This window comes from Flavobacterium chilense (genome assembly GCF_001602525.1).
GTDB lineage: Bacteria > Bacteroidota > Bacteroidia > Flavobacteriales > Flavobacteriaceae > Flavobacterium > Flavobacterium chilense.
Map to the genome: position 1 here is coordinate 1010632 of NZ_LSYT01000001.1, position 26038 is coordinate 1036669.

Here is a 26038-nt window from a genome sequence, read left to right on the forward strand (position 1 = left end):
AAAACTGATATTGAAAGAGTGGTAATGCCTTATTCCATAAAAAAAACAAATATCATGCTGATATGAAAAACTCAAATTACTTATATCTTCAGTTTGCTGACCGGATTGAAAAGCAAATAAAATCGGGCGTTTTAAGCGTTGGTGACAAGTTACCTTCGATACGTGAAGTCTGCGCCGAAACAGGTTATAGCATGAGCACGGTTAGTAAAGCGTATTATGAAGTTGAGAGCAGATCACTGATTGAATCCCGACCTCAATCGGGATATTATGTCAGTAATACATCTGCAAGAATAATTACAGAACCTTCGCCAAGCAGTCCGATTTTAAAATGTGTCAATATTGACCGTGAGGATCTGATTGATCAGGTTTACGGCAATATGACGGATAAGAATATTACAATGCTTTCGTTGGGTTTTCCGTCGAATGAATTGCTTCCTATTGCCAAATTAAACAAAGGAATGGTTCAGGCGATGCGACAACTGCCCAACAGCGGAACGAGTTATGAGGAGGTAAAAGGAAATCCTAATTTAAGAAGAGAAATTGCCCGTTGGTCTTTTACCTGGGGAGGATCACTTACCGAAGAGGATATTATTACGATGCCGGGATGCACCAGTGCTATTTCGCATTGTTTAATGACGCTGACTAAACCGGGAGATACTATTATTACTGAAAGTCCTGCTTATTTTGGCATCCTGCAATTGGCTAAATCTCTGGGATTGTACATCATGGAATTGCCGACAAATATGACTACAGGAATAGAATTGGAAGCACTAAAAAAAGCACTTTCCTCTAAAAAGGTAAAACTTTGCCTGCTGATGAGCAACTTTAGTAATCCGTCCGGAAGCATGATGCCGGCTGAACATAAAATAGAAGTGGTTAAATTGATGGAGTTTTATAATATTCCGTTAATTGAAGACGATATTCATGGTGATTTGTACTTTGGCTCAAGCCGGCCAACCAATTGTAAAACGTATGACGAAAGTGGCATTGTACTTTGCTGCAGTTCGGTTTCTAAAACACTGGCACCAGGTTATCGTGTGGGCTGGGTTTCACCAGGGAAATTCAAAAAACAAATACTGCGAAACAAAATTTACCATTCACTCTCCTCTCCTACTATTACTCATGAAGTTGTGGGAGATTTTCTAAAAAACGGACGTTACGAAAATCATCTTAGAAAAATACGCCAGATATTAAATCGCAATTGTAATAATTATATCAATACTGTTCTGGAATCTTTCCCGAAAGGCACCAAAGTGAGTCAGCCACAGGGCGGATTTTTTCTTTGGATTGAATTAGACAAAAGCATTGATACAGCAGTATTCTATCATCAGGCGATGCAGCACAAGATTAGTATTGCACCGGGAAGAATTTTCTCTTTTCAGGATCAGTTTTCGAATTGTATGCGACTGAGTTTTGGACTGCCATGGACGAATGAACTTAGGCAATCGATACAAACTTTAGGAAGACTGCTTCATCAGTAATTTTAAAGGTTTACTTTATAAAAAAAAGCCAGACAGCGCTTACTTACTCGCGCTGTCCGGCAACAAATTGAGAAACCAAAATCAATTTAATTATAAAACAAAATAAGCGTTGTTTTCCGCTATTTTAGGGCTCGGTTTAAGATCAAATTCTTTGATAATATCAAATTCACTCTGATACTCGTTTAGCATTTGCATTAAATTCTTTTCGATTGTGTTCGAAATAGTAGTTACAGGTGTATCTGTTGGTCTGTTTTCGAATGGATCCTGTAAATGAATTGCCATTTTTTCGATTAGAAAGAACATTCCGCCAATAATGGTAATTAATGGTACTGCAAACCAGCTTAATAAACTAATTAATCCAAAAGGCAATAGTAGAATAAACAAACACAATGTCATTCTGATATACATACTATAAGTTGTTGGAAAAATAGTGTTTTTAATACGCTCACATTTACCCATTGCATCACACAATCTGGATAATGTATTGTCTATTTCTACTTGTTGATACGTATTTAATCGTTTGTCTTTTCTCGCAATTCTAAGATCCCTGGCATGCAATAACAATATTGCATTTGGAATATTCTGATGATTTTTTACAAAATTCAGTTCTTCTTCGCTAATCAGATCTCTAATTGGTTTTATGGCATCTTTATTACGTAAAGACTGCCCCAGACTATAACACCATGCAATTTGTCTCTTGGTGAAGTTTTCCTTGAACTCATTTGCTTCTACAGAAAAACCGGGATCTTTATAAAAAGTCAGCATTTGTCTGACTAAGGTTCTGGATTCATTTACAATTGATCCCCAAATAATTCGTGCTTCCCACCATCTGTCATAAGCCTGATTTGATTTAAAAGCTAATAATAAGGAGATAATCGTACCCACCATTGTTGGTATCGCAATTGGAATATCTACCCCAACATTAATGAAATAATGATGAAATATTTCAAACAATATGGTATAAGTCAGTACAAGACCTAATTCCACTTTAATTTTTCCGAGAACGTACCTCATTGGAATTCTTTTCTTTAATAACATATTTTTTCGTTTATAATGAAACTTGTGTTTTTATTGGAATTATTGGTCTTTATACCAATTCTTCGTAAATCGATAGTACCGGAAGTCCAAGTTTATCGTTTATATTTTCTTTTTTCGTTTTCTTAAATTTGATTTTTTCTCCTTTACGGGTTTCTACCAGTAAATCGATGTCATATTTTGAAATAGCTTCAGATAAATAAGGAGCAAATTTTTCGTAATTGTCATCAAAGTTTGATGTCTGGCTTACAATCTCAAATGAAAAATTATCCTGCAAAAATTGCTGAACATCTTTTACATGCATATTCGCCTGAGCATTTTCGATGTAAAGTGCTTTGTTGAAATCGTCTTTGTAGTTTTCTAAGCCCAAATGTAAAATAGGGCATTTTTGATTTCCTGCTAATTGAACCAGATATTGATGGATTCGTTTTGTTTCTTGTTTATACGAATGTGTCAAAATGACTAATTTTACAGAGAAAACATCAATAATACGTCTAAAAATAGGAGACGAAAGTCCGTATTGATTGTGTACTTTTATTTTGCAATTTGGGGTGTGATCAATAATGTATCTGCAAGTTTCCAGAACTTCTTCCTGACTGGCTGTAAGTCCTGTACGCATTTCGCGTAAAAAATTTGAAGATGAAAAAGTATCCGGAGCATCGGAAACCATCATTAAAATGATCTCACAGTGTGACGATTTTGCCTGACTAACAGCCGATTTTACAGCCCAAATCGTATCATCTTTTAAAGTCGTAGGTATTAGGAAATTTTTCATATGTATAATCGTTTAGTTTATACATACAAAATAACTGCCGTGGTATTAGAAGGGGCTTAATATAAGATTAGATCTTTCTAAGATTCAACATTAGAATTTTTAATGTTGTTTTTCTTGATTTTGGCTTTCTTAAAAATAATGGTTACGATAGTCCCTTTGTTCTGCTCTGACTGCACTTGTATTTCGCCATCGTGCATTCGGATGATTTTGGATGCCAACGGGAGCCCTAAACCATATCCAATATATTTGGTTGCTATTTTTCCTCTAAAGAATGGTTCATATAAATGCGGAATATCTTCTGGCGGAATTCCGATACCAATATCATTGATGGCAATTTTAATCATATCCTGATTTGCCGAAAGCGTCACAAATACTTCATTATTATCAGAATATTTCACTCCGTTTGTAATGATATTATTGATTGCGAGTTCTAAAAGCGGTTTATTACACGGGATTAAAAGCAGATTTGAATCTTTTGGAGCAAAATTAAATTTCATACTCACACGATTATCAGGATAAATTTTATCCAGATCTGATTTTACATCCATTAACAATTCATCGATTCTGGCAATATCGAGTACTTGTTTTTTACCGTCGTAACCTGTTTGTGTTAGTTTTAATAAGCTTTCGGTTAAGTTTCCTAATTTGGATGCCTGACCGTAAATGTTCTCTAAGGACTGAATGTATTCTGAAACTTCTCTTTCTTTAAGAAGCATAATTTCAGACTCGGCAATAATTGTGGTTATTGGTGTTTTTAATTCGTGTGATGCATTATTTATAAAGTTTGCCTGAATCTCAAATGAGGTTTCGAGGCGATCCAGCATGTCATTAAAAGTTTCGGTCAGATCTGAAATTTCATCTGAATTTTTTACGGCAGGTAATCTGTTGTGCAGATTAGAGGCGCTAATTCTGTTTACCTCTTTGGTAATTCTTGCTACAGGATTAATGACTCTTTTTGCCAGAAATCTTCCTAAAAAGAAAGCCAAAAGTATAAATCCGATACCGCCAAAAATTAAAATTTTGGCAATAAATATAGTAGTTGTTTTACCTCTTCGGTCTCTTGCCCCTACAATTACAATATATTTTTGGTTGTTTTCTTTAAAAACCTGCCCTAAATAATATTTGCTGTTTACTTCAAAATAGTCCTCTCCATTTTTGAGCACATTGGTATAAAACTCGTTAGGCAAGTTTAAATTAGTATTGTAATCAAAGCTATTGGCACTGTTTATTTTAAGAACAAATTCTTCTTCTTCTATAAGTTCTTCAAGGCCGTTTTTCTTTAATTCACTATAATATTTACTTTTTTCAGGATCATTTTGAAAATGTATGGAAGCCACAATTTTAGCCCTGTCTTCTAATCGTTTCAGGAAATGGTACCTGTTGTTTTCACGAAACAGGACAAAAACGATAATACACAATAAAAGTGTACTAAAGGTAGAAAGTGCTACATAAGTAAAAGTAATTTTTTTTCTTATATCCATTTTATGGCTTTATGACATATCCCAAACCTTTCATAGTATGAATAAGTTTGGTTGCAAAAGGTTTATCTATTTTTTTTCTTAAATAAGTGATATAAACATCTACAACATTAGTGTTCATATCAAAATTAATATCCCAGACATTATCCAAGATCTGATCTCTGGAAACGATTCGGCCGCTGTTTTTAGCCAAATAATACAGTAATTTAAACTCTTTGGCAGTTAAGATGATAGATTCTCCATTTCGCTTTACCGTTTTGGCACGTCCGTTAATCTCCAAATCGCCAATTGTTATGCTGTCAACTCTTTCTGTTTCCTGGTGCGCTCTTCTATGGAGGGCATTTACTCTGGCATCAAGTTCTCCAAATTTAAAAGGTTTTACCAGATAATCATCGGCTCCGGCATTCAGTCCGGTTACAATATTTTCAGAAGTTCCAAGAGCTGTTAAAAGTAAAACAGGAACAAAATTCTTGCTGGCTCGCAAGCGTCTGCAAATTTCAATTCCGTTAATATCAGGCAGCATTACGTCTAAAACAACAACATCAAAATTATAATTATGAAGCATTTCCAGTGCTGTTCTGCCGTCCATGGCTACACTCACTTCATTATTGTTTTCTGCAAACCCTTTTCGTAAAATAGATAAAAGATTTGGTTCGTCTTCGACTATAAGTAATTTCATATTTAATCTGTCTGGATAACAAAAATAAGGATTGCCATTAAAAATATAAATCACAATAGTTATAAATTATGATTTAATTATGAACAATAGCTTTATCCAGGCATGAAAAAAAGCATCCGAAAACCACGAATGCTTTTATATTTTTGGGGATGATTTGATGGGGATAAAACTATTTTTTAAAGTTAAAACTTAATACAGCTCCCAGTCCAAATTGGTAAGTACTCACATAATCTTCTACTCCAATTGGACCATAGTACGTCCAATAATAACTATTACCAACTGCCGCAGACATTGATTGCAAATAAGCATTAAGATTTACAGATACTGTAGAAGCGGTTTTAATTTTTACTCCGGCTTTTATATTCCATGCAAAGTAAGTTCCGCCACCACTTTGCGGAGGTTCTGTAATACCAACTCCTAATCCCCCGCCCAGATAAGGCAAGAGATTTGAGCCTGTATCAAAATAATGGGTTGCGTCTAGAAGAATAAAATTAAAAGCTCCTTTATCATCTCCGCTATTGAGTTGCTTTCCAGTCTGATCATAAAAAGGAATTTTAGTATCTGTTCGTAAATACTTTAGCTCTACAGAATTGTTTGTAGAGAAAAAATATTCTAAACCTGCTCCATATTGAAAGCCGTCTTCAATAGTAGCAGAATATCCGTCGTAATCAATTTTATCCGAAAAATTGTAACCTCCATACAAATTAAGAGAAAAAGATCTTGCATCCTGCGCTTTCATTCCTATCGCCGACAGGAAGAGAACCAATAATAAACCGTACTGTTTCATAATTTTTAATGTTTAAGGGTTAATATTCAATTTAAATAATACAGGCTTTCGCTAAAAAAAATCAGCCTGTATATTTGGTCTTCTATTTTTTAAAATGTCTCTCCGGCATTTAAATAAAATCCTTTTGAATTATTCCCCCAGGCATAGTCTACAATTAGGTTGGTACGCGTTTTTTTATCAATCAAAATACGCAATCCTACGCCCACAGCAGGCTGAACTGAATTAAAAAGAGACGTTTTAGTATCGACATTACTTGCAGTTACAAAATTGGTAAAAACGGTTCCGCTGAACATCTGGTCACAGGTAATAGGGAATCTGAATTCTGTTGAGAGATATATTAAACCATCTCCTCTAAATAATCCCTGTGTATATCCTTCTCCGCTCCTGCTTCGCTGATCCCAGCCAATTGCTGGCAAATTTAAATACGGAACTTTTCCTCGTGTCACAAATTGCCCATATGTCCAGATGGCTAAAATATACCTTTCGTTTTTAGCCGAAACAGGTATAAAATGGCGATATTCGACATACAAAACATTGCTGTAATCCTGATTATTAAATAAAACAGGATTAAAACGATAATTGATATTAGCAAACCATCCATGTGTTGCATTGATTTGATTATCACGCGAATCGTAAACCAAATTAAGACTCATACCGTTTAAAAAATATTCTAATTCATTAAAACCGTGTTCCTGACTGTAATTATAATGGTATGTATATTTTTCGTTTTCGACATCCAGATCCTTATCTTTTATACTTGAATACCAATCCAGATTGATTCCTGCACCTACATAAAAGTTTTTAACGACTTCAAAAGATACAGTTTGGTGAAATTTAAAGTAATCGTAATCCATAGGCTGCGCAATCGAATCAACATCAAAATGATTTTGCTTGCTATGATGCGGAATAATATTGGTCCCTAATCCATAATTAGGCTGTGAAAAAATGTATAACCGATAATCTCCACTTAGAAAAATCCTGTTGTTTTTAAGTAATATATTATTCTTGACATTGACCAGCCATTGATTTTTGACGGTATACGTTATCCCCAGATTGGCAATAGAATATTTATCTGATGCTTCTTTTCCTTTGAAAGTATATTGCGCTACTCCTCCAAAAAAAAATCCAGTTGCCGGCTGTGAACCGATAGCTGGAATAACTAAGAAAAAATTATTTTTTGAGGGTTTACTGACTGAAACGGAATCTTTCTTTTTAAAAATTTCTAAGATTGTTTTGGGCTCACATATTTCCCGACTTATATTTTCGGTTTGTGCTATTGCATTAAATGAAATAAAGAAGACTAACCCGAAGATTTTATATTGATGATGAAAATAATTATTTTTAAAAAAATTTACCATTTGAATGTCTAATTTTTAGAAATAACTCTTAACCGTTATGTAAATATATACCTTATTTTCAATACTTTACATAATTTCATAATACAATTTTACTACAACAAAAAAAACCGACAATAAAAAATTGACGGTTTTTTGAAATCTATTTTATGGAATTAGTTTATTTCGTGATGAATTTTGGATGGATTAAGTTGTCTAATGAATAAATCTCATCCCATTTTTCCTGAGTAATTAATTTTCTTTCGACCACTACAATTTCATGTACACTTTTATTCATTTTCAAAGCTTCACCAGCAATACTCGCACTTTCTTCGTAACCTAAAATTGGGTTAAGCTGTGTTACAATTCCAATGCTGTTCATGACTAAATTATAGCAATGATCAACATTTGCTGTAATTCCGGTTACACATTTATCAATTAAAGTCTGAATAGCGTTTGATAGATAATCCAGCGACGTAAACATAGCAAAAGCAATCACAGGTTCCATTACATTCAATTGCAGTTGTCCGGCTTCGGCAGCCATTGTAACGGTTAAATCCTGACCAATCACATAAAAACAAGTTTGGTTTACTACTTCAGGAATTACCGGATTGACTTTTCCGGGCATAATAGAAGATCCCGGCTGACGTGCCGGTAAATTGATTTCGTTAAAACCTGTTCTTGGTCCGGAACTTAATAATCTTAAGTCATTACAAATTTTAGAAATTTTAACCGCAGTTCTTTTTAAAGTCCCCATAATCTGAACATAAGCTCCGGTATCAACAGTTGCTTCGATCAAATCAGGAGAAAGTGTTAACGGAATTCCGACTTCTTTTGCTAGATAGTTCACACAGATTTCAGGATATCCTTCAGGAGCATTTACTCTTGTACCAATTGCTGTGGCTCCCATATTGATTTCCAGAACAAGGCTTTGTGCTTCTTTTAATCTTCGGACATCTTCGCCTATTGTGGTTGCATACGATTTAAATTCCTGTCCTAAAGTCATCGGAACGGCGTCCTGCAATTGGGTTCTTCCCATTTTTAAAACGCTTTTAAATTCTTCTCCTTTTGCAGCAAAAGCAACTTCTAAGCCTTCTAATGTTTTAATAAAACTTTCCATTTTCAGGTAAAGTGCAATTCTAAAAGCAGATGGATAAGCATCATTTGTAGACTGAGAACAGTTAACATGGTTGTTAGGATGTAAAAAGTTGTATTCGCCTTTTTTATGTCCTAAAAATTCCAGACCAATATTAGCAATTACCTCATTAGCATTCATATTTACAGATGTTCCTGCTCCACCCTGAATTAAATCGCTTACAAATTCCTGATCAAATTTACCTGCAATAACCTGATCGCTTCCGTAGCAAATTGCTTCGGCAATTTTTGGGTCAAGCGCTCCGCAATCTTTATTAGCTAATGCAGCTGCTTTTTTTACATAACCTAATGCTTTGATAAAAAGCGGTTCTTTTGATATTGGAATTCCTGTAATATTAAAATTTTCTACAGCTCTGAAAGTTTGGATACCATAATACAGATGATTCGGAATGTCTAATTCTCCTAAAAAATCATGTTCTTTTCTTGTTGATTCCATATATAATAAATTATTATGTTTTAATTTTAAAAATCACTGTAAAGCTACATCAAAGAACTATTATAATAAAGCATTTCAAATCAAAATATCACAAAGTTTTTCTAAAAATCAACCCTAAAAATTAAACACTTATCATTTTAAGATTCAAAAAATATCAAATTAATAAAATTATAACATATAAAACAATCTCAAAATGTTTGAATATTAGGTAATAATTCTCTTTTTAGTTTGCTGGATTTTACATTTATGTATCAAAAATATGCCTCTTTACTATCTATTAATAAGCTCTTAATTATTATCTTTCGGCTTTGAAATAATTAGTAAAAACAAGATTGAAAAAAGAGTCTGAATATTTCCTTGATAAAGAATACACTACTATAACTTATGGTAAAGATGATCTTAATTTTAAGGATTTTGAATGTTGTATTTTTAACAGCTGTAATTTTTCTGCCTGTACATTTTTAGCGGTTACCTTTATTGATTGTGTTTTTAATGATTGCATCTTTAATGAAGCAAAAATCAATTATGTCGCTTTTAGAACTGTTACTTTTAATCGTTGTGAAATTAAAGAAGTGAATTTTGCGATGTGTGATAAACTTATTTTTGAAGTTCGTTTTAACGATTGCATTTTAGATTTCTCTAAATTTTATACCTTAAAAATAAAAGCAACTCCATTTATCAATTGCAGTTTGATTGCAGTAGATTTTATGGCAGCAGATTTAACCAATGTGCTTTTTGACAATTGTGACTTATACCGCTCAGAATTTGACAAAGCTATTGCCAACAAAGCCGATTTTAAAACAAGCTACAATTACACCATTGATCCATCAAAAACGAAACTGAAGAAAGCTGTTTTTGCCTTAACGGAATTAAAAGGATTATTGTTTAAACATGATGTGATTGTGAGTTAGTTATCATTTACTTATTTTTTGATTTTTAGGAAGTATTGATTTTGGTAAAAGAATCAAAATAGACAATACTCCTGCTAAGCAAAAGAAATGAATAAATGCCGCGTACAAATAAGCATGATAAAAGTGTTCAAAATCTCTATTTTCTTTTAAAAAATAGTAGAATACACTTCCGGTCATTGTAATACCTAAAGCTCCAAACAATTGCTGCAGTGTAGAATAAACTCCGGATGCACTTCCAATTCTGTTTTTAGGCAAATCTTTCAGCGCAATATTGGCAAATGAGGGTAAAACCAGTGCTACGCCAAAACCATGCAACAGCATTACCAGATGTCCTGCTAAATCAATTATCTGGAAGTAAAAAAATACAAGCTGCAAAATCAAGACAACTATTAAAAGCAGTACACCAAAAATTAATACCGATTTACCAAAACGCAATACCAGCCTTGCAGAGAAAAATGAAGCAATAATAAAACCACTACCCTGAAATACGATAAAATATCCTGCCTGCATAGGTGACAATTGAATCCCGTCCTGTAAAAAAACAGCAAGCACAAAAAAATAAGCATCCAGCATAAGCATAAACAATGCTGAAACACAAATCGCCATATTGAAATTCTTGTTATTAAAAAGTTCTAAATCTAATAATGGTTCTTTCATTTTTAATTTTCTCTTTTTTTGCCTGAAAACAAATACTAAAAGAAATAATACAGCTATTGGTAAGGAAAATTTCATTAGATCGCTTTGTTCAACTCCAACAGTCATTGAAAATACCAACATAATAAGTCCAATACACAACATACAAGCACTTTTATAATCCATTTGCAAAGCGGAGTGATCTCTGGACTGATCCAGATAACGCATAGCCATTACAACAGCTATTAGACAAACAGGAATATTAATAAGAAAGATATATCGCCAGGATTGATCAATAATAAAAGGTTTAAGCTCTACAAAAAATCCTCCTAAAAACTGTCCCAGCATGGTACCAATACCAATAGCAATTCCGTACCAGCCCATCGCATAAGTTCGCTCCTTATGATCTGTAAAAAGAACCTGTATGTAAGATAATACTTGTGGAGACATTAAACCTGCACTTATTCCCTGAAAAAACCTCAAAACAATAAGCTGGTCAATAGTAATAGCTACACCACATCCTACAGAGCTAAACATAAAAAACAACATTCCTAAGATAAAAATGTTCTTTCTGCCATAATAATCCCCCATTTTTCCTCCAATTATTAAAAAAGAAGCAAACCCAACCATGTACATAGCAACTACCAACTGGATTTTTCCATTAGTCGAGCCAAGTCCCTGCTGAATTGATGGAATAGCAATATTTACAACGAAAATATCTAAAATTGTCAGCAGATGTGCTAACAATAATATAAGCAATGAAATGTGTTTTTTATTTTTCATAATATATAGAATGATCTATCTATTTTTAATTAAAAAAAAATTAGAATAATTGATTAATAGCTTTTTTTACCTCGTTCAGATCATTAGTATTTCCTTGAATACTTGCTGATACTACGGCACCTTCTATCATCAAAAAGATAATATTTACCAAATTATCTTTTTCTATTGAAAGATTTTGTTGTGTGCTAATTTCAGAAACAATTGCATTAATATAATCACGATGACGTTGTTTATGAGCAATAACGAATTGCTCTATTTTTAAATCCGTACGTCCTATTTCTGCATTTATCTTAATAAAATGACATCCTGAATGATTTGCCTCATTCTGTAGTCTGATACGATAATCAATCAATTTAAGAAGCTTTTTTACAGGCTGTTGCTCTTCTTTTAAATAATCATCAAGATTTTCAAAATATTCTATTTCCTGCTGCTCAAGATAACTGTACAATAAATCATTTTTGGATTCAAAATGTTTATACAGAGAACCTATAGCAATATCAGCCTCAGCAATAATCTGATTAATTCCTGTACTGTTAAATCCCTGATGGTAAAACAAACGAGCGGCTGTATCCAGTATTCGTTCTTTTACGCTTTTTTTCTGGTCCATTTTCTTTTTTTTGAGCAAAGATAATTAAAAATAGATAGATCTATCTATTTTTTATTTATAAAAATTTGACACGTTTCAGGAGGCTGGTTTTGTATTCAGTAAATTTCTGTAAAATCAATTCAATAAAAGAAAACTACAAAGCTTTACCCATTACATAATCTTCCATCAAATATCCGTTTCCAATTTCTATATCAACTGTCTCCTTAATATCGAAACCTAATTTTTTATAGAAATTTAATGCCGGATTAAAACGATTTACATTTAATAAAAGATGATTCGAATTGTTTTCTGCAGCTAATTTTTCGATAAATTCAAAAACTTTTTTGCCATACCCTTTTCCTTGTGTTTCCGGAAGAAGATAAATTTTATGAATTTTTGTTGCGGATTTATCTTTATAATTGTGCTCAATTCCAATAAATCCAATACTCGATTCTGAATCTAAAATTAAATAAAACAACTGTTCCTTATTTTCAATCTGCTTTGTCAGTGCTTCATCAGAATAAAACAAACCTAACATATAATCTAATTGTTCCTGAGATAATATTTCTCCGTAAGTAATAGGCCAGGTGATATTTGTAATTTCCTGAATTGTTTTGATATCATTTAAACCTGCTGCTGAAATCGTAATCATATTGTATTTTAAAATATATTTTAATTTGTAAAAACTTGATTTTCCTGTTCACTCACTCTGATAAAAGTAGTTCGTTTGGTGAGCTCTTTTAATCTCGAAGCGCCAACATACGTACATGTACTTCGCAAACCACCCAAAATATCCAAAACTGTATTGATAACCTGACCTTTAAAGGGAACCTGAACTGTTTTTCCTTCGCTTGCCCTGTATTCTGCCACTCTGCCTACATATTTATCCATGGCGGTCGTAGAACTCATTCCGTAAAATTGTTTGAATCTCTGACCATCAATTTCAATTAGTTCTCCCCCGCTTTCAGTATGTCCTGCCAGCATTCCGCCCAACATTACAAAATCAGAACCTGCACCAAAAGCTTTTGCAATATCTCCGGGAGTACTACAGCCGCCATCACTTATAATATGTCCGCCTAAACCATGAGCAGCATCGGCACATTCTATAATAGCTGAAAGTTGCGGATATCCAACACCCGTTTTTACGCGGGTTGTACAAACTGAACCTGGTCCAATTCCTACTTTTACAATATCAGCTCCAACCAATAGTAGTTCTTCTACCATTTCGCCTGTTACTACATTTCCTGCAATAATGACTTTATCGGGATATTGTCGGCGCATTTGCTTTAAGAACTGAACAAAATGCTCTGAATATCCGTTAGCAACATCAATACAAATAAATTTCAGACCGGGATTTGCTTTAATAATCTGACTGATTTTTATAAAGTCTTCTGCTCCTGTTCCTGTACTTATAGCAATGTAATCATAGAAATCCGGTGCTACATTTTTCAGAAAAGCATTCCACTGCTGAAGTGTGTAATGTTTATGAATGGCTGTAAAAAGTTTTTCTTTGGCCAGAACTTTTGCCATCTCAAAAGTACCAACAGTGTCCATATTGGCCGCCATAATTGGAATCCCTGTCCAGCTTGCGGTACTGTGTAAAAATTTGAAATTACGTTCTAATGAGACTTCTGACCTACTTTTTAATGTAGATCGTTTTGGTCTAATCATCACATCTTTAAACCCTAATTTAAGATCAGTTTCTATTCTCATGGCTTTAAGTTTTCGTTACTCTCAAATATACCAATTTTGAAAGTGAAGTCTTATAATTCATTCAAAAACTAATCACCCAGTTATTAACAATTTTTCGATTGAAGCGCGTTTTAGCTTCGTTCAACTTGGAAAACCTGAAACTAAAATTTAAGAAAACTTAAAACAAAAAACTACCCGTGAATCGTTTCACCTTTACCGTAATTGGTAATAATTGATTCTTCAAAAGCCAGCCATTCTCTCCAGCGTTTTTCAACATCAATTCCAACTCCGTATTTTCTTGCGTAAGTAATAAAAGTGGTATAATGTCCTGCTTCACTTTCCATCAAATCTCTGTAAAAAGCAGCTAATTCTTCATCTTTAATATTTTCTGAAAGCACTTTAAAACGCTCGCAGCTTCTGGCTTCGATCATGGCAGAGAATAATAATCTTTCTACTAAACCTGATACACGGCTTCCGTCGCCACTTTTCTTCATGTATAAGTAAAGCTCGTTTACGTAGTCGTCTTTGCGTTCACGTCCTAATTTTAATCCTCTTTTGATGATAATATTATGAACCTGCTCGAAATGATCGATTTCTTCTTTGGCTAAAGCCAATAAATCCTGTACTAAATCCTGATGTTCAGAATTATTAGTAATGATAGTAATCGCATTGGTTGCTGCTTTTTGCTCGCACCACGCATGATCTGTCAGGATTTCTTCAATGTTTTTCTCTACAATATTTACCCATCTTGGGTCTGTTGGTAATTGTAATCTTAATACGCCCATTTCTTAAATTATGAGTTATGAGTTAAAAGTTATGAGTTATAAAAGCAAAAATCGAAAGTCAAAATTAAGACTTTTGACTTTCGACTTTAAAAACTTTAAGACTTATCTTTTTTAGTAAACGAAAATTGGTCTTTCGCTCATCATTTCATTTACTTCGTTTGCTACTTCTTCGATAACTGCTTCGTTGGTATGATCCGTTAAAACTTTATCAATAAGTGCTACTATAGTTTCCATATCTTCTTCTACTAAACCACGAGTTGTGATTGCAGCTGTTCCAACACGAATTCCTGAAGTTACAAATGGTGATTTATCATCAAATGGAACCATATTTTTATTTACTGTAATTTCTGCTTTTACTAATGCATTTTCAGCTTCTTTACCAGAAATATTTTTATTTCTTAAGTCAATAAGCATCATGTGGTTATCTGTTCCGCCAGAAATAATATTGTATCCTCTTTTTACAAAAGCATCTGCCATTGCATTTGCATTTTTTTGTAATTGCATTGCATAAGTAAAGAACTCATCTTTTAGCGCTTCACCAAAAGCTACAGCTTTTGCAGCGATAATATGCATTAAAGGTCCACCTTGATTTCCAGGAAAAACAGCTAAGTCTAATAATGAAGACATCATTCTGATTTCTCCTTTTGGAGTTTTTATACCTTGTGGGTTTTCGAAATCTTTCCCCATTAAGATCAAACCTCCGCGTGGTCCGCGTAATGTTTTGTGAGTTGTTGTAGAAACGATATGACAATGTGGAATTGGATCGTTTAATAATCCTTTTGCAATAAGACCTGCAGGGTGTGAAATATCAGCAAATAAAATAGCTCCAACGCTGTCAGCGATTTGTCTAAAACGTGCAAAATCCATATCACGAGAATAAGCTGATGCTCCTGCGATGATTAATTTTGGCTGCTCTTTTGTTGCAATTTCCTGAATTTTATCATAGTCTAAACGACCAGTTTCTGCATCTACACCGTAAAATACTGGACGGTATAAACGACCTGAGAAGTTTACCGGAGAACCGTGAGTTAAGTGACCTCCATGAGATAAATCAAAACCTAAAATAGTATCACCAGGGTTTAAACAAGCGTGGTAAACTGCTGTATTTGCCTGAGATCCTGAGTGTGGCTGAACGTTTGCATATTCAGCACCAAATAATTCTTTAGCTCTGTCAATTGCAATTTGCTCAATAACGTCAACTACCTCGCAACCGCCGTAGTATCTTTTGCCAGGATATCCCTCGGCATATTTGTTAGTTAAAACAGAACCAGCTGCTTCCATTACTTCGTCACTTACAAAATTCTCTGAAGCAATAAGCTCTAATCCGTGAATTTGTCTGTCTTGTTCCTCTAGTATAAGGTCAAAAATTTGTTCGTCGCGTTGCATTTTTTCGTTTTTCGTTAATTTCCTGCAAAAATACAAAAAAACGTTTGTCAAACTGTTAGATTATGATATATTTGACATAGAATTTTTCAACAAATAATTAACATCCAACATGCCAATAACCGCCAACGATACCAAAAGAAAATCATGGTTAGAAGTACCAGAACATAGCGACTTCCCTATTCAAAATATTCCTTTCGGTGTATTTCTTACTAAAGAAAATGTCGTTACTGTAGGAACAAGAATTGGCGATTACGCTATAGATTTAGGGGCTTTACAACAATTAAACTATTTTGAGGGAATAGATTTAACAGATGATATGTTTATGCAGGACACGCTAAATGATTTTATTTCTGACGGAAAAAAAACATGGCGTTTGGTTCGAAATCGTATCGCTGATATTTTCGACGAGACTAATCCACAGCTTAGAGATTCAACAAAAGATCGAGATATTGTTATTTTTAAAATTGACGATGTCGAGATGCAATTACCGGTTTTAATTGGTGATTATACAGACTTTTATTCGAGTAAAGAACATGCCACAAACGTTGGTAAAATGTTTCGTGATCCGGAGAATGCCTTGTTACCAAACTGGTTACACATTCCTGTAGGATATCATGGAAGAAGTTCTACTATTGTTCCGTCCGGAATTCCGGTTCACAGACCAATGGGACAAACTTTACCTGCCGGCGAGAAATACCCTGTTTTTGGTCCGTCCCGTTTGGTCGATTTTGAATTAGAAACCGCTTTTATTACTACTGATGTAAACATAATGGGAGAAAATATCCCAACTTATGAGGCTGAAGATTATATTTTCGGAATGGTTTTACTAAATGACTGGAGTGCACGTGATATTCAAAAATGGGAATATGTACCACTTGGACCATTCTTAGCCAAAAACTTTGCTACATCAATTTCACCGTGGATTGTAACTATGGATGCTTTGGAGCCTTTTAGAACTAAAGGTCCAAAACAAGATCCGTCACCGCTTCCTTATTTACAGACTAAAGGAAAAAAAGCTTTTGACATTCATTTAGAAGTTTCACTGAAACCGGAAGACAAGGAAGAAACTGTAATTTCAAAATCGAATTTCAAATATTTATACTGGTCAATGGCTCAGCAATTAACACACCATACATCAAACGGATGTCGTATTAATTCTGGCGATATGATGGGATCCGGAACTATTTCAGGACCAACTCCTGACAGTTTTGGTTCTATGCTCGAATTAACCTGGGGCGGAAAAAATCCGCTTAAGCTAAACGATGGCAGTGAGCGTAAATTTATTGAAGATAATGATACAGTAATCATCAGAGGTTTCTGCGAAAGCAATGAAGTTCGAATTGGATTTGGAGAAGTTGCAAGTCAATTGCTACCTCCTTTTGTGAGACAATGAAGAGCAGATGCAGCATCTGAAGAGATCTAGAAATAAAAAAACCTTGGTTACCACCAAGGTTTTTTTATACCGCTACGTTTTTTATTCTTACTTATGCTGAATGCTATATCTCGGCTTAAGGTGTAAAGTTTTTATATTTACAGACTTCGACTTGGTTCAGTTTGACAAAATATAAAAAAGAACTATTTTACTCTAAGATTACTTTCACCCAAACTAAACGATGATCTGAACTTGATTCACGTTTTTCAACCAATTCTGACATTGGTTCTCCTTTGGCAGGCCAGAACACACCACTATTTACAACCTTAAACCCAAGTTTGGAAGGCAATACATAATCAGCACGCATTCTCCAAAAGGCAGTATGATTAATTCCGAAAGGGTTTTGGGGACTATATTCAGCACCGCCATTACTGGCAGGTGTAAAGTCGCTATTAATTTTAGGATCAGCAAGCAATGATTGTATACCTTCTCTGATAGCGTTCCCTTCTACTGGCGAAGCGTTTTGATCACCCAATATGACAAACGGAGAATTCGTAGGCAAGCCGCCTTTTACTCCTTTGTCATCATAAATATATGAAGCGGAATTATCCGAAATGTAGTCTCTCCAGAATCGGATTTCATCATGGTTTCTTTTTCCATTACGATCTTCGGCGCCATCAAAAGAAGGAGGCGTAGGATGACTGGCTAAAATATGCACCGTTTTCCTGCCAATCTTAACAGGAACGTCCCAGTGAGATTTGGAAGATAATGGAAATTGAGCCCATGCCTCTTTACTATACCAATCCGATCCGTCCGGTTTTTTGATGAGCAATGCTCCCGGCATATCTTTCCATTTGAAATTTTGAAAAGTGCGAACCGCCTTAACATCAATAGGATATTTTGACAAAAGCACCATCGCATATTGACCAGGATACATACCAAATCCCCAGGCATCATTTCCAAAATTCTCCAGCTTTCCGTCATTGTTCAAATCATAAGGACTTGGCTGACCGGTATTCACGGTTGAGTAATAATAGTAAGGATAATCAATTGCCTTTGCTCCGCCTTGGTTCACTTTTAAATAGTTTTTGACAAATTTCTTTACACCAAGTTTAGGATTTTTAATGTAGTCAAACTCGTTTAACAAAATAACATCCGGTCTTACAGTCTGAATAATTTTAGCGATATTTTTGATTTGAAGATTATTTCCTGAATTAAGCTCATTGATCAATACCTGCTCCGAATTTCCTTTTGTACCTCTTGGAAAATAATTTTCAGATTCCATACTTACGTTGTAGGTCGCAAATGTAAGTTCGTGTGTTTTTTCCGGATGAGACTGTGAGAAAAGAACTCCTGCAGCAAGCATGGAGAGGATAAAAAATATTTTATTCATATTAAAATTGAATCTGCATTTCTGCATTGTTGACTGCACGAATATAAGAATGTTGTCAGGACGCCCGGCAATTTGTTATGTTAAGTATACATCAACAAAAAAAGCAGTATGTTTTTAATCTCATAAAGATGTATTTTTTTTGGCTACCTCCAGTTTTAATTGGAAGAATTATTTATTACATTAAAAAAGGCTTTAGTCAAAAACGAGTTTTGGCTAAAGCCCTTAATAATGACTTTATTTTTCTCTAATTAGAATGAACTAAGCAGGAATCTGCTGACTTAAACAATGTAATGTTCCGAATCCCCAGATAAAGTCAATACAACTTATTCCGATTACTTCTCTGTCCGGGAAACATTCTGCTAATATATTCAGTGCTACACGATCATTACTATCATTAAATGTTGGAACCAGCACGCAATTATTCAAAATTAAGAAATTAGCATAACTTGCAGGTAATCTTAATTCTTCAAAATCTACACGCTTTGGCATTGGTAAAGCAACAATAGTTGGAGATTTTCCATCTTCCAGTTTTGCGTTTTGCAAACGTTTTAGATTATCCTGTAAAGGTTTGTAGTTAGCATCGTTTTTATCTGTTTCAACAATAGTTACAATTGTATCTTCATTTACAAATCGGCATAAATCATCGATATGACCGTGTGTATCGTCACCTTCAATTCCGTCTCCGAGCCAGATTACGTTTGTAACTCCTAAATATTCTTTAAAAACAGCCTCGTAGTCTTCTTTGGTAAAACCGGCATTTCGAACCTGAATTGTTGGGTGCATCAAACATTCTTCTGATGTTAACAAAGTTCCTTTTCCGTTTACATCAATTGCCCCGCCTTCTACAATAACCGGTTTCCCTTTGTACATAACCTGTGTTAAGGGAACATCAATAAAATCAGCAATTTTGCCCGGAACAAATTTATCTAACTGATAGTTTTTATATTTTGCCCAACCATTAAAGTTAAAATTCAGCGCTTCTCTTTTTGAACCATTTTTTACAATAATTGGTCCTGAATCGCGCATCCAGCTTCTGTTGGTTTTATGGATAATGAAAGAAACATTTGAAATATTTACACGTGCTCTTTCCAGCATTTCGGCTACTTTTTCTTTTAGTTTTTCATCGGCTACAACCAAAAAAACGGTTTCAAAAGTGGCTACTTTTTTAATAAATTCTACAAAAGCCCATTGAATGGCTTCGTATTTTCCCGGCCAGTCGTTACCATTATGCGGAAAACACAATACAATTCCTTGTTGTTTTTCCCATTCTGCTGGAAATCTTCTATTATTTGTTGACATAAGAGGTTCTAAATTTGAAAGTGTACAAAGATAAGCATTCGTTAGGATTATAAAATAGCAGAAGTGAAATCATAACCGTTTTAGATAAAATATCTTATAAAAATTAAGTTAAAGATTATATAATACAACCTTAATATATGCTCCCATTCGGCTAATTACATTTGGCAAAACTAAAACACACACAAAATGAAAAAATTAAGTATCTCACTATTAGCAGCTTTATCGATAATGGTAAGTTGTAATAATGATGAAAATTCAAAAAATGAATCTGAAGTTCTGGTAAACGAAAATCCGGGAACTTTTAAAGAAATTGGCTCTGTTACTATTGGTGGTGAAGGTGCCGCAGAAATTACAGCTTACGATGAAAAAACAAAAAAACTTTTTGCTGTAAACAATAGCGGAACCAATCAAATCGATGTAATTGATTTATCTGATCCGACAAAACCAACTAAAATTGGTAAAATTGATTTAACTGTATACGAAGGTGCTTCAAATAGTGTTGCTGTTTTTGATGGTAAACTGGCTGTTGCCTTAGAATCAACAATAAATAAACAAGCTAACGGAAAAGTAGTTGTTTTTAACACTACTGATTATAGCTTAATCAAACAAATTACGGTAGGTGCATTACCGGATATGGTTACTTTTTCACCAGATGGAAAATATATCATGACTGCTAATGAAGGTGAACCTAACACTGATTATTCTCAAGATCCAAACGGAACTATTTCTATTATTGAAGTAACTAATAATTATGCTGTTACAACTTTAGACTTCAGTTCTTTTAGCAGTCAGGCTGAAACTTTAAAGAAAGATGGTTTTAGAGTTTCAAAATTCGCAAAAAGTTTTGCTCAGGATATTGAACCGGAATATGTAACTATTTCTGATGATTCTAAAACTGCCTGGGTTACTTTGCAGGAAAACAATGGTGTTGCAAAAGTAGATTTGGTTTCTAAAACAATCACAGCAATTTATCCATTAGGTTTTAAAGATTTTAATACAGCTGAAAATGCTATTGATGTAAGCGATAGTGATGATAAAATAGCTTTTAATCCATGGAAGGTAAAAGGTATGTTTATGCCGGATGCTATTAGTCATTTCTCTTCTAATAATGTTCCTTACTTTGTTACCGCTAATGAAGGTGATGCCAGAGAATACACTGCTTACTCAGATATTAAGCGTATGAAAAGTATGAAACTTGATGCAACCGTTTTTCCTGATGCTGCTACTTTAAAGTTAGATGCTAATTTAGGAAGACTGAATCTTGTTGCTGATATGGGAGATACTGACGGTGATGGAGATCTTGATGAAATAGTCGCTTTTGGAGCCCGTTCTTTTTCGATTTGGAATGGAAACACCGGAAAAATTGTTTTTGACAGCAAAAATGATGTGGATAAAAAAACAAATGAATTAGGAACTTATGATGATAAACGCAGCGACGATAAAGGTTCTGAACCTGAAGCTGTAGTTGCAGTTAAGATGGGAAGTCAGAATATTCTGTTTGTTGGACTTGAAAGATCTGATGCTTTTATGACTTATGATGTTACAAATCCTACTTCGCCTCAATATTTACAAACAGTAAAAACCGGAGACGCTCCAGAGGGAATTCTTTTTATCCCTGCTTCTAAAAGTCCAACAAAAAGAAGTTTGTTAGTCGTTAGTAGTGAGGGAGATGGATCTATAAAAATATACCAGCCAGATTTAAAATAACTTTCACATTTACAAAACCAAAAAGAGCTAAATATTAAATTTAGCTCTTTTTTTTGCTCAAATCTTTTGATTCTTTTAACGTATTTACATAATTAAAACCCAAAAGATGGGAATTATGTAAGACCAAATAGAACACTTTCTAAAGTTCGTGGTATAATTTTGTCCTGAGTCTACAAAAAATAAGACTCATAATAACAATTAAATTAAAACTTGGATATCATGAAAAAGAAATTAGCTTCAGTATCACTTTTACTACTAACATTTGCTGCGGGTGCACAAAATATGGCAACAACTTCAGCTCAACCTTCAATTGACGCACCTTCATACAATAAATGGTCTATCGAATTAAATGGCGGGGTTAACAAACCTCTTAGAGCAATAACTCCTGGTTATGCTACAGAATCGCTTAGTCCGTTTCATGCAGATTTAGGTGTAAGATACATGTTTAATCCTAAATTTGGTTTAAAACTGGATGTTGGATATGATCAGTTTCAGGAACGTAAAGACACTCCTGAATTCGATAGTAAGTATTACAGAGCAAGTTTACAAGGGGTTATTAACCTTGGCAGGGCTTTAAACTTTGAAACCTGGACAAATACTTTTGGTTTATTGGCACATGGTGGATTTGGTGTTTCTCAATTAAGTTCTGATAAAGGATTTGACGGAAAAGATTACATGGCTCATGGAATTGCCGGTTTAACAGGACAAATTAGACTGAGTAACAGAATAGCTTTAACGGGAGACCTTACAGGTATTGTTAACGGAAGACAAAATCATAATTTTGACGGACAAGGAACAACAACGACTGGTTCTTTAGATGGTGTATTACTTAATGCATCTGTTGGTTTGACTTTCTACTTAGGTAAAAATACAAAACATGCTGACTGGTATTCTGAAGAAAATGAAAGATTAAATAAATTAGAAGACAGAGTAACTACTATTGAAACTAATCTTATTGATACAGACAAAGATGGCGTTGCTGATTTGTATGATTTAGAACCAAATACCATCCCTGGTGTTGCTGTAAATACTAAAGGACAATCTATTGATAACAATCAAAATGGTGTTCCGGATGAATTAGAAAGTTACTTAGACAAAACCTATGTTAAAAAAGGTGCCGAAACAACTGCTACAAATAATACTGTTGAAGAATTAATCAACGGAGGTTATGTAAATGTATATTTTGACTTTAACTCTTCTAAACCAACAAATGCTTCTTTATCTGGTGTTGATTTCTTAGTGAAATACTTAAAAAATAATCCGGGTAAATCTGCTGACATTATTGGATATGCTGACGAAATTGGAAGTTCAAGCTACAATACTGAATTATCAAGAAAAAGAGCTGAGGCTGTGAAAAAAGTAGCTGAAAATGCCGGAATTGATTCTTCAAGACTGAATGTAATCGCTAACGGTGAAGACACTTCTGTAAACAAAAAATCTAAAGAAGCCCGTCAAATTGTAAGAAGAGTTACTTTCCAGGTAAAATAATCTTAATTTATATATTTTAAAAAACCGCTTCAGGATATCCTGAAGCGGTTTTTTGTTTATTGTTGCTAAATTTTCTTATGTTGATAAGCAAGATGTTCATCAAACTAAGGGAAGTTTTTATATTGGATATTTATCCTCTAAAAATAATTTAACTAAAAAAGCATGTGAAATTGGCTTGGAAGAAAAAATATCTTCACTTGTTTCATAATCCAGTAATAATAAAGGTTTATGGACTAATATTTCTTTTAATTCTGTTATTTCATTCTTTAACTTATTATCTAATATCCATTTATAAGATGGTAAATAAATATATTTTTTTGAATCAGAATAACTTAAAATGTCTTTTCCGTTAATCCCTTTTCTATGCCCTTTTACTTTTCCATACTTTCTAACTGTTCGTTTGATATTTTTCATGTTTTCTATATCAAATTTAGTAGGGTCAATATCAAAATTTTCAAATACTTTTAATCCTTGCCAGATTCCTTCAACACTTTTCGAAAATTTATTTTCGGTAAAAGGAATAGGTATATTTCCCAATGGATAAAATGGGCTGAATTTCACCCATGAATTTTGAGCTTTTGAAGTTATATCAATAATCTCAAAATTTGGATATTTTATGATTAGTTTTTCTATCTTTTTCCTTTTACTTTCAATAATAACCTGATTGTTCATCTTTAAATAATTTATTTGCTAATTCTGATAATTTCATTCCGGCATCTTCAATATTTTATGCATCTTTTCCTATTTTTGTCCAACCCCAAGAAAATTGAAAAACAACATGTTCTCGTGAAATATTTACCATCTCACAATTATTTGATTTTAATTGAGTATTTAAAACTAAAGAACCTTGAATTTGTTCACAAGAAACTATAATAGGTTTAGAAAATATTGAAAACATAAATAATCAGTTTATTAAGATACGTTTCATTGTTAACAGCACTAATGACATAAAGATTTAATTTTTTTCGCTAAAGAAGCAGGAGTAATACACTTATACCAAGTCATTTTCATTTTTTTATGCCTGCTGATTATGAAGCCCAATATGCAAAACTTACACATTGTCTATTATCTCCAGCATAGAAGTGTGGCCCTTTTGATATAACATAAGGCTGTGCTGCTCCATGAGGCATCCAAGGCGTTCCTGCTAATCCAAATATATCTATTTCAAAGTATGTATCCATAAAAATTCAGATTATTTTCCACTAGCATGTAATTGAGGTCTCTGAAATATGCCCGCCACTTTCCGGTAAATAGTGCCTGAAGCGGTTATAATATGCTTTTAATTATACAAGCTAAAAGTTTGTTTCAGCGTTGTTCTAATCAATAAACTCAAAAGACTCCTCTTTTAATGAATTGTCAATTCTATATTGTGATTCCCATGTAATATAATCTGAAGGTTCATCTGAACTAATTCCTCTTTGCCAATACCCTTCTCCATAAGTAATTAACATAGCCCAATGAAATTCACTTTCATGGCTATAAAAAATAACTTGTTCATAAGTTTCAGGAATCAGAAAATTTCTTGCTTCAACTAGACTCCTTGCTTCTTGCTCAGTTTTTTTAGCATACTTTATTATAATCCCTTGTATAACAGAAATCCAAGTCTTAAAATTAAAAATTAATTCTTCTTTAGTTTCCGTATCAACAAATTTGATGTTATCTTTATATTCCATTTTTTTTTTAATTACATACTTTAAACTTATCAAATAACTTAGCTGCCTTATCTGCAAAAATTGCAAATTGACTGCCAATTGCCTTTGGTTTTTTACCTTTAGGATTAAGTATAAATATGTTTTTTTTTCAGGATGAGACAATCTTTACCTACACAAGCTAGAAGCTTGAACCAGGAGGGGATTTGTGCGGGAGCAGAAATATAAATATTAAATATTTTTAAAATTTATATTAATCCTCAATTTAGCTGGTAAATCAATTCTTCCAGTTTCTATTAAATCAATTTTATTACTAGATTCAAAAATTGCAGATTCAAGTTTATCAAGTTCTTTTAAGATTGAATAAACATCAACTAAATTAGAGCATTTTTGTAAAAACAAGTTTTTAAGTTTTTTACATTCTTCTAAACCTTTTAATGAATTAAATTTTCCATTTATAACTCTTAGTTCTTCTAAATTTTCCAAATCTGAAAGAAATTTACAATCATTTGATTCAACAACTTGTAAAAAAAGATTTTTTAAATGTTTCAATTTATTAAAATTTTTTATTCGTGAATTATAACCAATATTAAGTTTTTCAATATTAGGATTTTTTTCAAAATCAATATCAAAATCCTTATAACTACTAAATGCAAAATCCTTAAGATCTGTAAGATAATACAATCCTGATATGTTTGAGGTTTTAGCTAATGGTACAATACAGTGAAATTTTTCTATAAAAGGAACATCTTTTAAAAATTCAAAATTTATTTTTTGCTTTTTTGAACTATTTAAAGATTTAACCAAAACTTCAGTTATCATATTTTTCCGAATATACTCAACTCCTTCATTCAAATACTCAGAATATATCGTAATTCCTTTAAAATGTGCATTAGCACTATAATCAAGTTTAAATTTAACTTCTTCAGACATATTTTTAAAATAATTATTTACACTTAATTGCTTTTTTTGCATCGAAATCTTTTTTAATTTCGTCTGCAAGTTTACAATCCAGATTCAGTATTATAATATAAAGAAGTTTCTACATCTTCATATTGTCCTAATTGTCTAAAAGGAATAAATGATTTCTCTCCCTTTAATTCTCTTAACCCTCCATAAATATCATAATCTGTTTCCCAAACGAGATTAACTTTATCAATGTAAGTCTATGTCTCTTTTACTTATCTAATTATA

Annotated in this window: 25 protein-coding genes; 5 read left to right on the forward strand and 20 right to left on the reverse strand. The window is 33.3% G+C overall.

What is annotated here, in order from left to right; translation table 11 throughout:
* The first annotated feature begins 62 nt into the window (after positions 1–62).
* Entirely contained in the window at positions 63–1481 is a 1419-nt protein-coding gene (locus tag A4F88_RS04220) for an aminotransferase-like domain-containing protein (protein WP_068841255.1), read from the forward strand.
* A gap of 90 nt (positions 1482–1571) precedes the next feature.
* On the opposite strand, the gene A4F88_RS04225 is transcribed toward A4F88_RS04220, so the two are convergent.
* From A4F88_RS04225 to aspA, 7 genes are all read right to left on the reverse strand, one after another.
* Complete coding sequence (locus A4F88_RS04225) at positions 1572–2519, reverse strand: bestrophin family protein (RefSeq protein WP_068841256.1); 948 nt, start codon at positions 2517–2519, stop codon at positions 1572–1574.
* A 49-nt stretch (positions 2520–2568) separates the two neighbouring features.
* A complete protein-coding gene (locus A4F88_RS04230; RefSeq protein ID WP_068841257.1) occupies positions 2569–3291 on the reverse strand; it encodes an adenine nucleotide alpha hydrolase family protein in 723 nt (240 codons plus the stop codon).
* 77 nt (positions 3292–3368) lie between these two features.
* Positions 3369–4772, reverse strand: a complete 1404-nt coding sequence (locus A4F88_RS04235) for a sensor histidine kinase (RefSeq protein WP_068841258.1) — start codon at positions 4770–4772, stop codon at positions 3369–3371.
* Between the two features lies 1 nt (position 4773).
* Complete coding sequence (locus tag A4F88_RS04240; RefSeq protein ID WP_068841259.1) at positions 4774–5448, reverse strand: response regulator transcription factor; 675 nt, start codon at positions 5446–5448, stop codon at positions 4774–4776.
* Between the two features lie 169 nt (positions 5449–5617).
* Positions 5618–6235 carry an outer membrane beta-barrel protein gene (locus A4F88_RS04245; protein ID WP_068841260.1) on the reverse strand — a complete coding sequence of 206 codons (618 nt, stop codon included), beginning with the start codon at positions 6233–6235 and terminating at the stop codon, positions 5618–5620.
* 89 nt (positions 6236–6324) lie between these two features.
* Positions 6325–7593 carry a BamA/TamA family outer membrane protein gene (locus A4F88_RS04250; RefSeq protein WP_068841261.1) on the reverse strand — a complete coding sequence of 423 codons (1269 nt, stop codon included), beginning with the start codon at positions 7591–7593 and terminating at the stop codon, positions 6325–6327.
* A 157-nt stretch (positions 7594–7750) separates the two neighbouring features.
* Entirely contained in the window at positions 7751–9160 is a 1410-nt protein-coding gene (aspA, locus tag A4F88_RS04255; protein ID WP_068841262.1) for an aspartate ammonia-lyase, read from the reverse strand.
* Between the two features lie 332 nt (positions 9161–9492).
* On the opposite strand from aspA, the gene A4F88_RS04260 reads away from it, so the two are divergent.
* Entirely contained in the window at positions 9493–10071 is a 579-nt protein-coding gene (locus tag A4F88_RS04260; RefSeq protein WP_068841263.1) for a pentapeptide repeat-containing protein, read from the forward strand.
* Positions 10072–10074: 3 nt separating this feature from the next.
* Here A4F88_RS04260 and A4F88_RS04265 read toward each other — a convergent pair whose 3' ends face one another.
* The 6 genes from A4F88_RS04265 to glyA form a co-directional block, all read right to left on the reverse strand.
* Positions 10075–11487 carry an MFS transporter gene (locus A4F88_RS04265; RefSeq protein WP_068841264.1) on the reverse strand — a complete coding sequence of 471 codons (1413 nt, stop codon included), beginning with the start codon at positions 11485–11487 and terminating at the stop codon, positions 10075–10077.
* Between the two features lie 40 nt (positions 11488–11527).
* Positions 11528–12094, reverse strand: a complete 567-nt coding sequence (locus A4F88_RS04270) for a TetR/AcrR family transcriptional regulator (RefSeq protein WP_068841265.1) — start codon at positions 12092–12094, stop codon at positions 11528–11530.
* A 133-nt stretch (positions 12095–12227) separates the two neighbouring features.
* Entirely contained in the window at positions 12228–12725 is a 498-nt protein-coding gene (locus tag A4F88_RS04275; protein WP_068841266.1) for a GNAT family N-acetyltransferase, read from the reverse strand.
* A gap of 20 nt (positions 12726–12745) precedes the next feature.
* Positions 12746–13786: a GMP reductase gene (locus A4F88_RS04280; protein ID WP_068841267.1), complete on the reverse strand. Its 1041-nt coding sequence runs from the start codon at positions 13784–13786 to the stop codon at positions 12746–12748.
* Positions 13787–13956: 170 nt separating this feature from the next.
* The gene (locus A4F88_RS04285) at positions 13957–14550 is read right to left on the reverse strand and encodes a MiaE family protein (RefSeq protein ID WP_068841268.1); all 594 of its coding nucleotides are present in this window, start codon (positions 14548–14550) and stop codon (positions 13957–13959) included.
* A 111-nt stretch (positions 14551–14661) separates the two neighbouring features.
* A complete protein-coding gene (gene glyA, locus A4F88_RS04290) occupies positions 14662–15936 on the reverse strand; it encodes a serine hydroxymethyltransferase (protein ID WP_068841269.1) in 1275 nt (424 codons plus the stop codon).
* Positions 15937–16045: 109 nt separating this feature from the next.
* On the opposite strand from glyA, the gene fahA reads away from it, so the two are divergent.
* Complete coding sequence (fahA, locus tag A4F88_RS04295) at positions 16046–17329, forward strand: fumarylacetoacetase (RefSeq protein WP_068841270.1); 1284 nt, start codon at positions 16046–16048, stop codon at positions 17327–17329.
* 187 nt (positions 17330–17516) lie between these two features.
* Here the strand turns inward: fahA and A4F88_RS04300 are convergent, their stop codons facing one another.
* Both A4F88_RS04300 and A4F88_RS04305 read right to left on the reverse strand, forming a co-directional pair.
* Positions 17517–18701 carry an endonuclease/exonuclease/phosphatase family protein gene (locus tag A4F88_RS04300; RefSeq protein WP_068841271.1) on the reverse strand — a complete coding sequence of 395 codons (1185 nt, stop codon included), beginning with the start codon at positions 18699–18701 and terminating at the stop codon, positions 17517–17519.
* Between the two features lie 258 nt (positions 18702–18959).
* Positions 18960–20000 carry an agmatine deiminase family protein gene (locus tag A4F88_RS04305; protein ID WP_068841272.1) on the reverse strand — a complete coding sequence of 347 codons (1041 nt, stop codon included), beginning with the start codon at positions 19998–20000 and terminating at the stop codon, positions 18960–18962.
* 186 nt (positions 20001–20186) lie between these two features.
* On the opposite strand from A4F88_RS04305, the gene A4F88_RS04310 reads away from it, so the two are divergent.
* Both A4F88_RS04310 and A4F88_RS04315 read left to right on the forward strand, forming a co-directional pair.
* On the forward strand, positions 20187–21707 hold the full coding sequence (locus tag A4F88_RS04310) for a choice-of-anchor I family protein (protein WP_068841273.1): 1521 nt from the start codon (positions 20187–20189) through the stop codon (positions 21705–21707).
* Between the two features lie 219 nt (positions 21708–21926).
* Complete coding sequence (locus tag A4F88_RS04315) at positions 21927–23195, forward strand: OmpA family protein (RefSeq protein WP_068841274.1); 1269 nt, start codon at positions 21927–21929, stop codon at positions 23193–23195.
* 117 nt (positions 23196–23312) lie between these two features.
* Here the strand turns inward: A4F88_RS04315 and A4F88_RS04320 are convergent, their stop codons facing one another.
* From A4F88_RS04320 to A4F88_RS04330, 5 genes are all read right to left on the reverse strand, one after another.
* A complete protein-coding gene (locus A4F88_RS04320; RefSeq protein ID WP_068841275.1) occupies positions 23313–23867 on the reverse strand; it encodes a DUF6939 family protein in 555 nt (184 codons plus the stop codon).
* 55 nt (positions 23868–23922) lie between these two features.
* On the reverse strand, positions 23923–24093 hold the full coding sequence (locus A4F88_RS25335) for a hypothetical protein (RefSeq protein WP_156062651.1): 171 nt from the start codon (positions 24091–24093) through the stop codon (positions 23923–23925).
* 130 nt (positions 24094–24223) lie between these two features.
* On the reverse strand, positions 24224–24376 hold the full coding sequence (locus A4F88_RS25340; RefSeq protein WP_156062652.1) for a hypothetical protein: 153 nt from the start codon (positions 24374–24376) through the stop codon (positions 24224–24226).
* A gap of 135 nt (positions 24377–24511) precedes the next feature.
* Positions 24512–24868: a hypothetical protein gene (locus A4F88_RS04325; protein WP_068841475.1), complete on the reverse strand. Its 357-nt coding sequence runs from the start codon at positions 24866–24868 to the stop codon at positions 24512–24514.
* A 207-nt stretch (positions 24869–25075) separates the two neighbouring features.
* Positions 25076–25819, reverse strand: coding sequence for a hypothetical protein (locus tag A4F88_RS04330; RefSeq protein ID WP_082815693.1), 744 nt, complete (start codon positions 25817–25819; stop codon positions 25076–25078).
* Between the last annotated feature and the right edge of the window lie 219 nt (positions 25820–26038).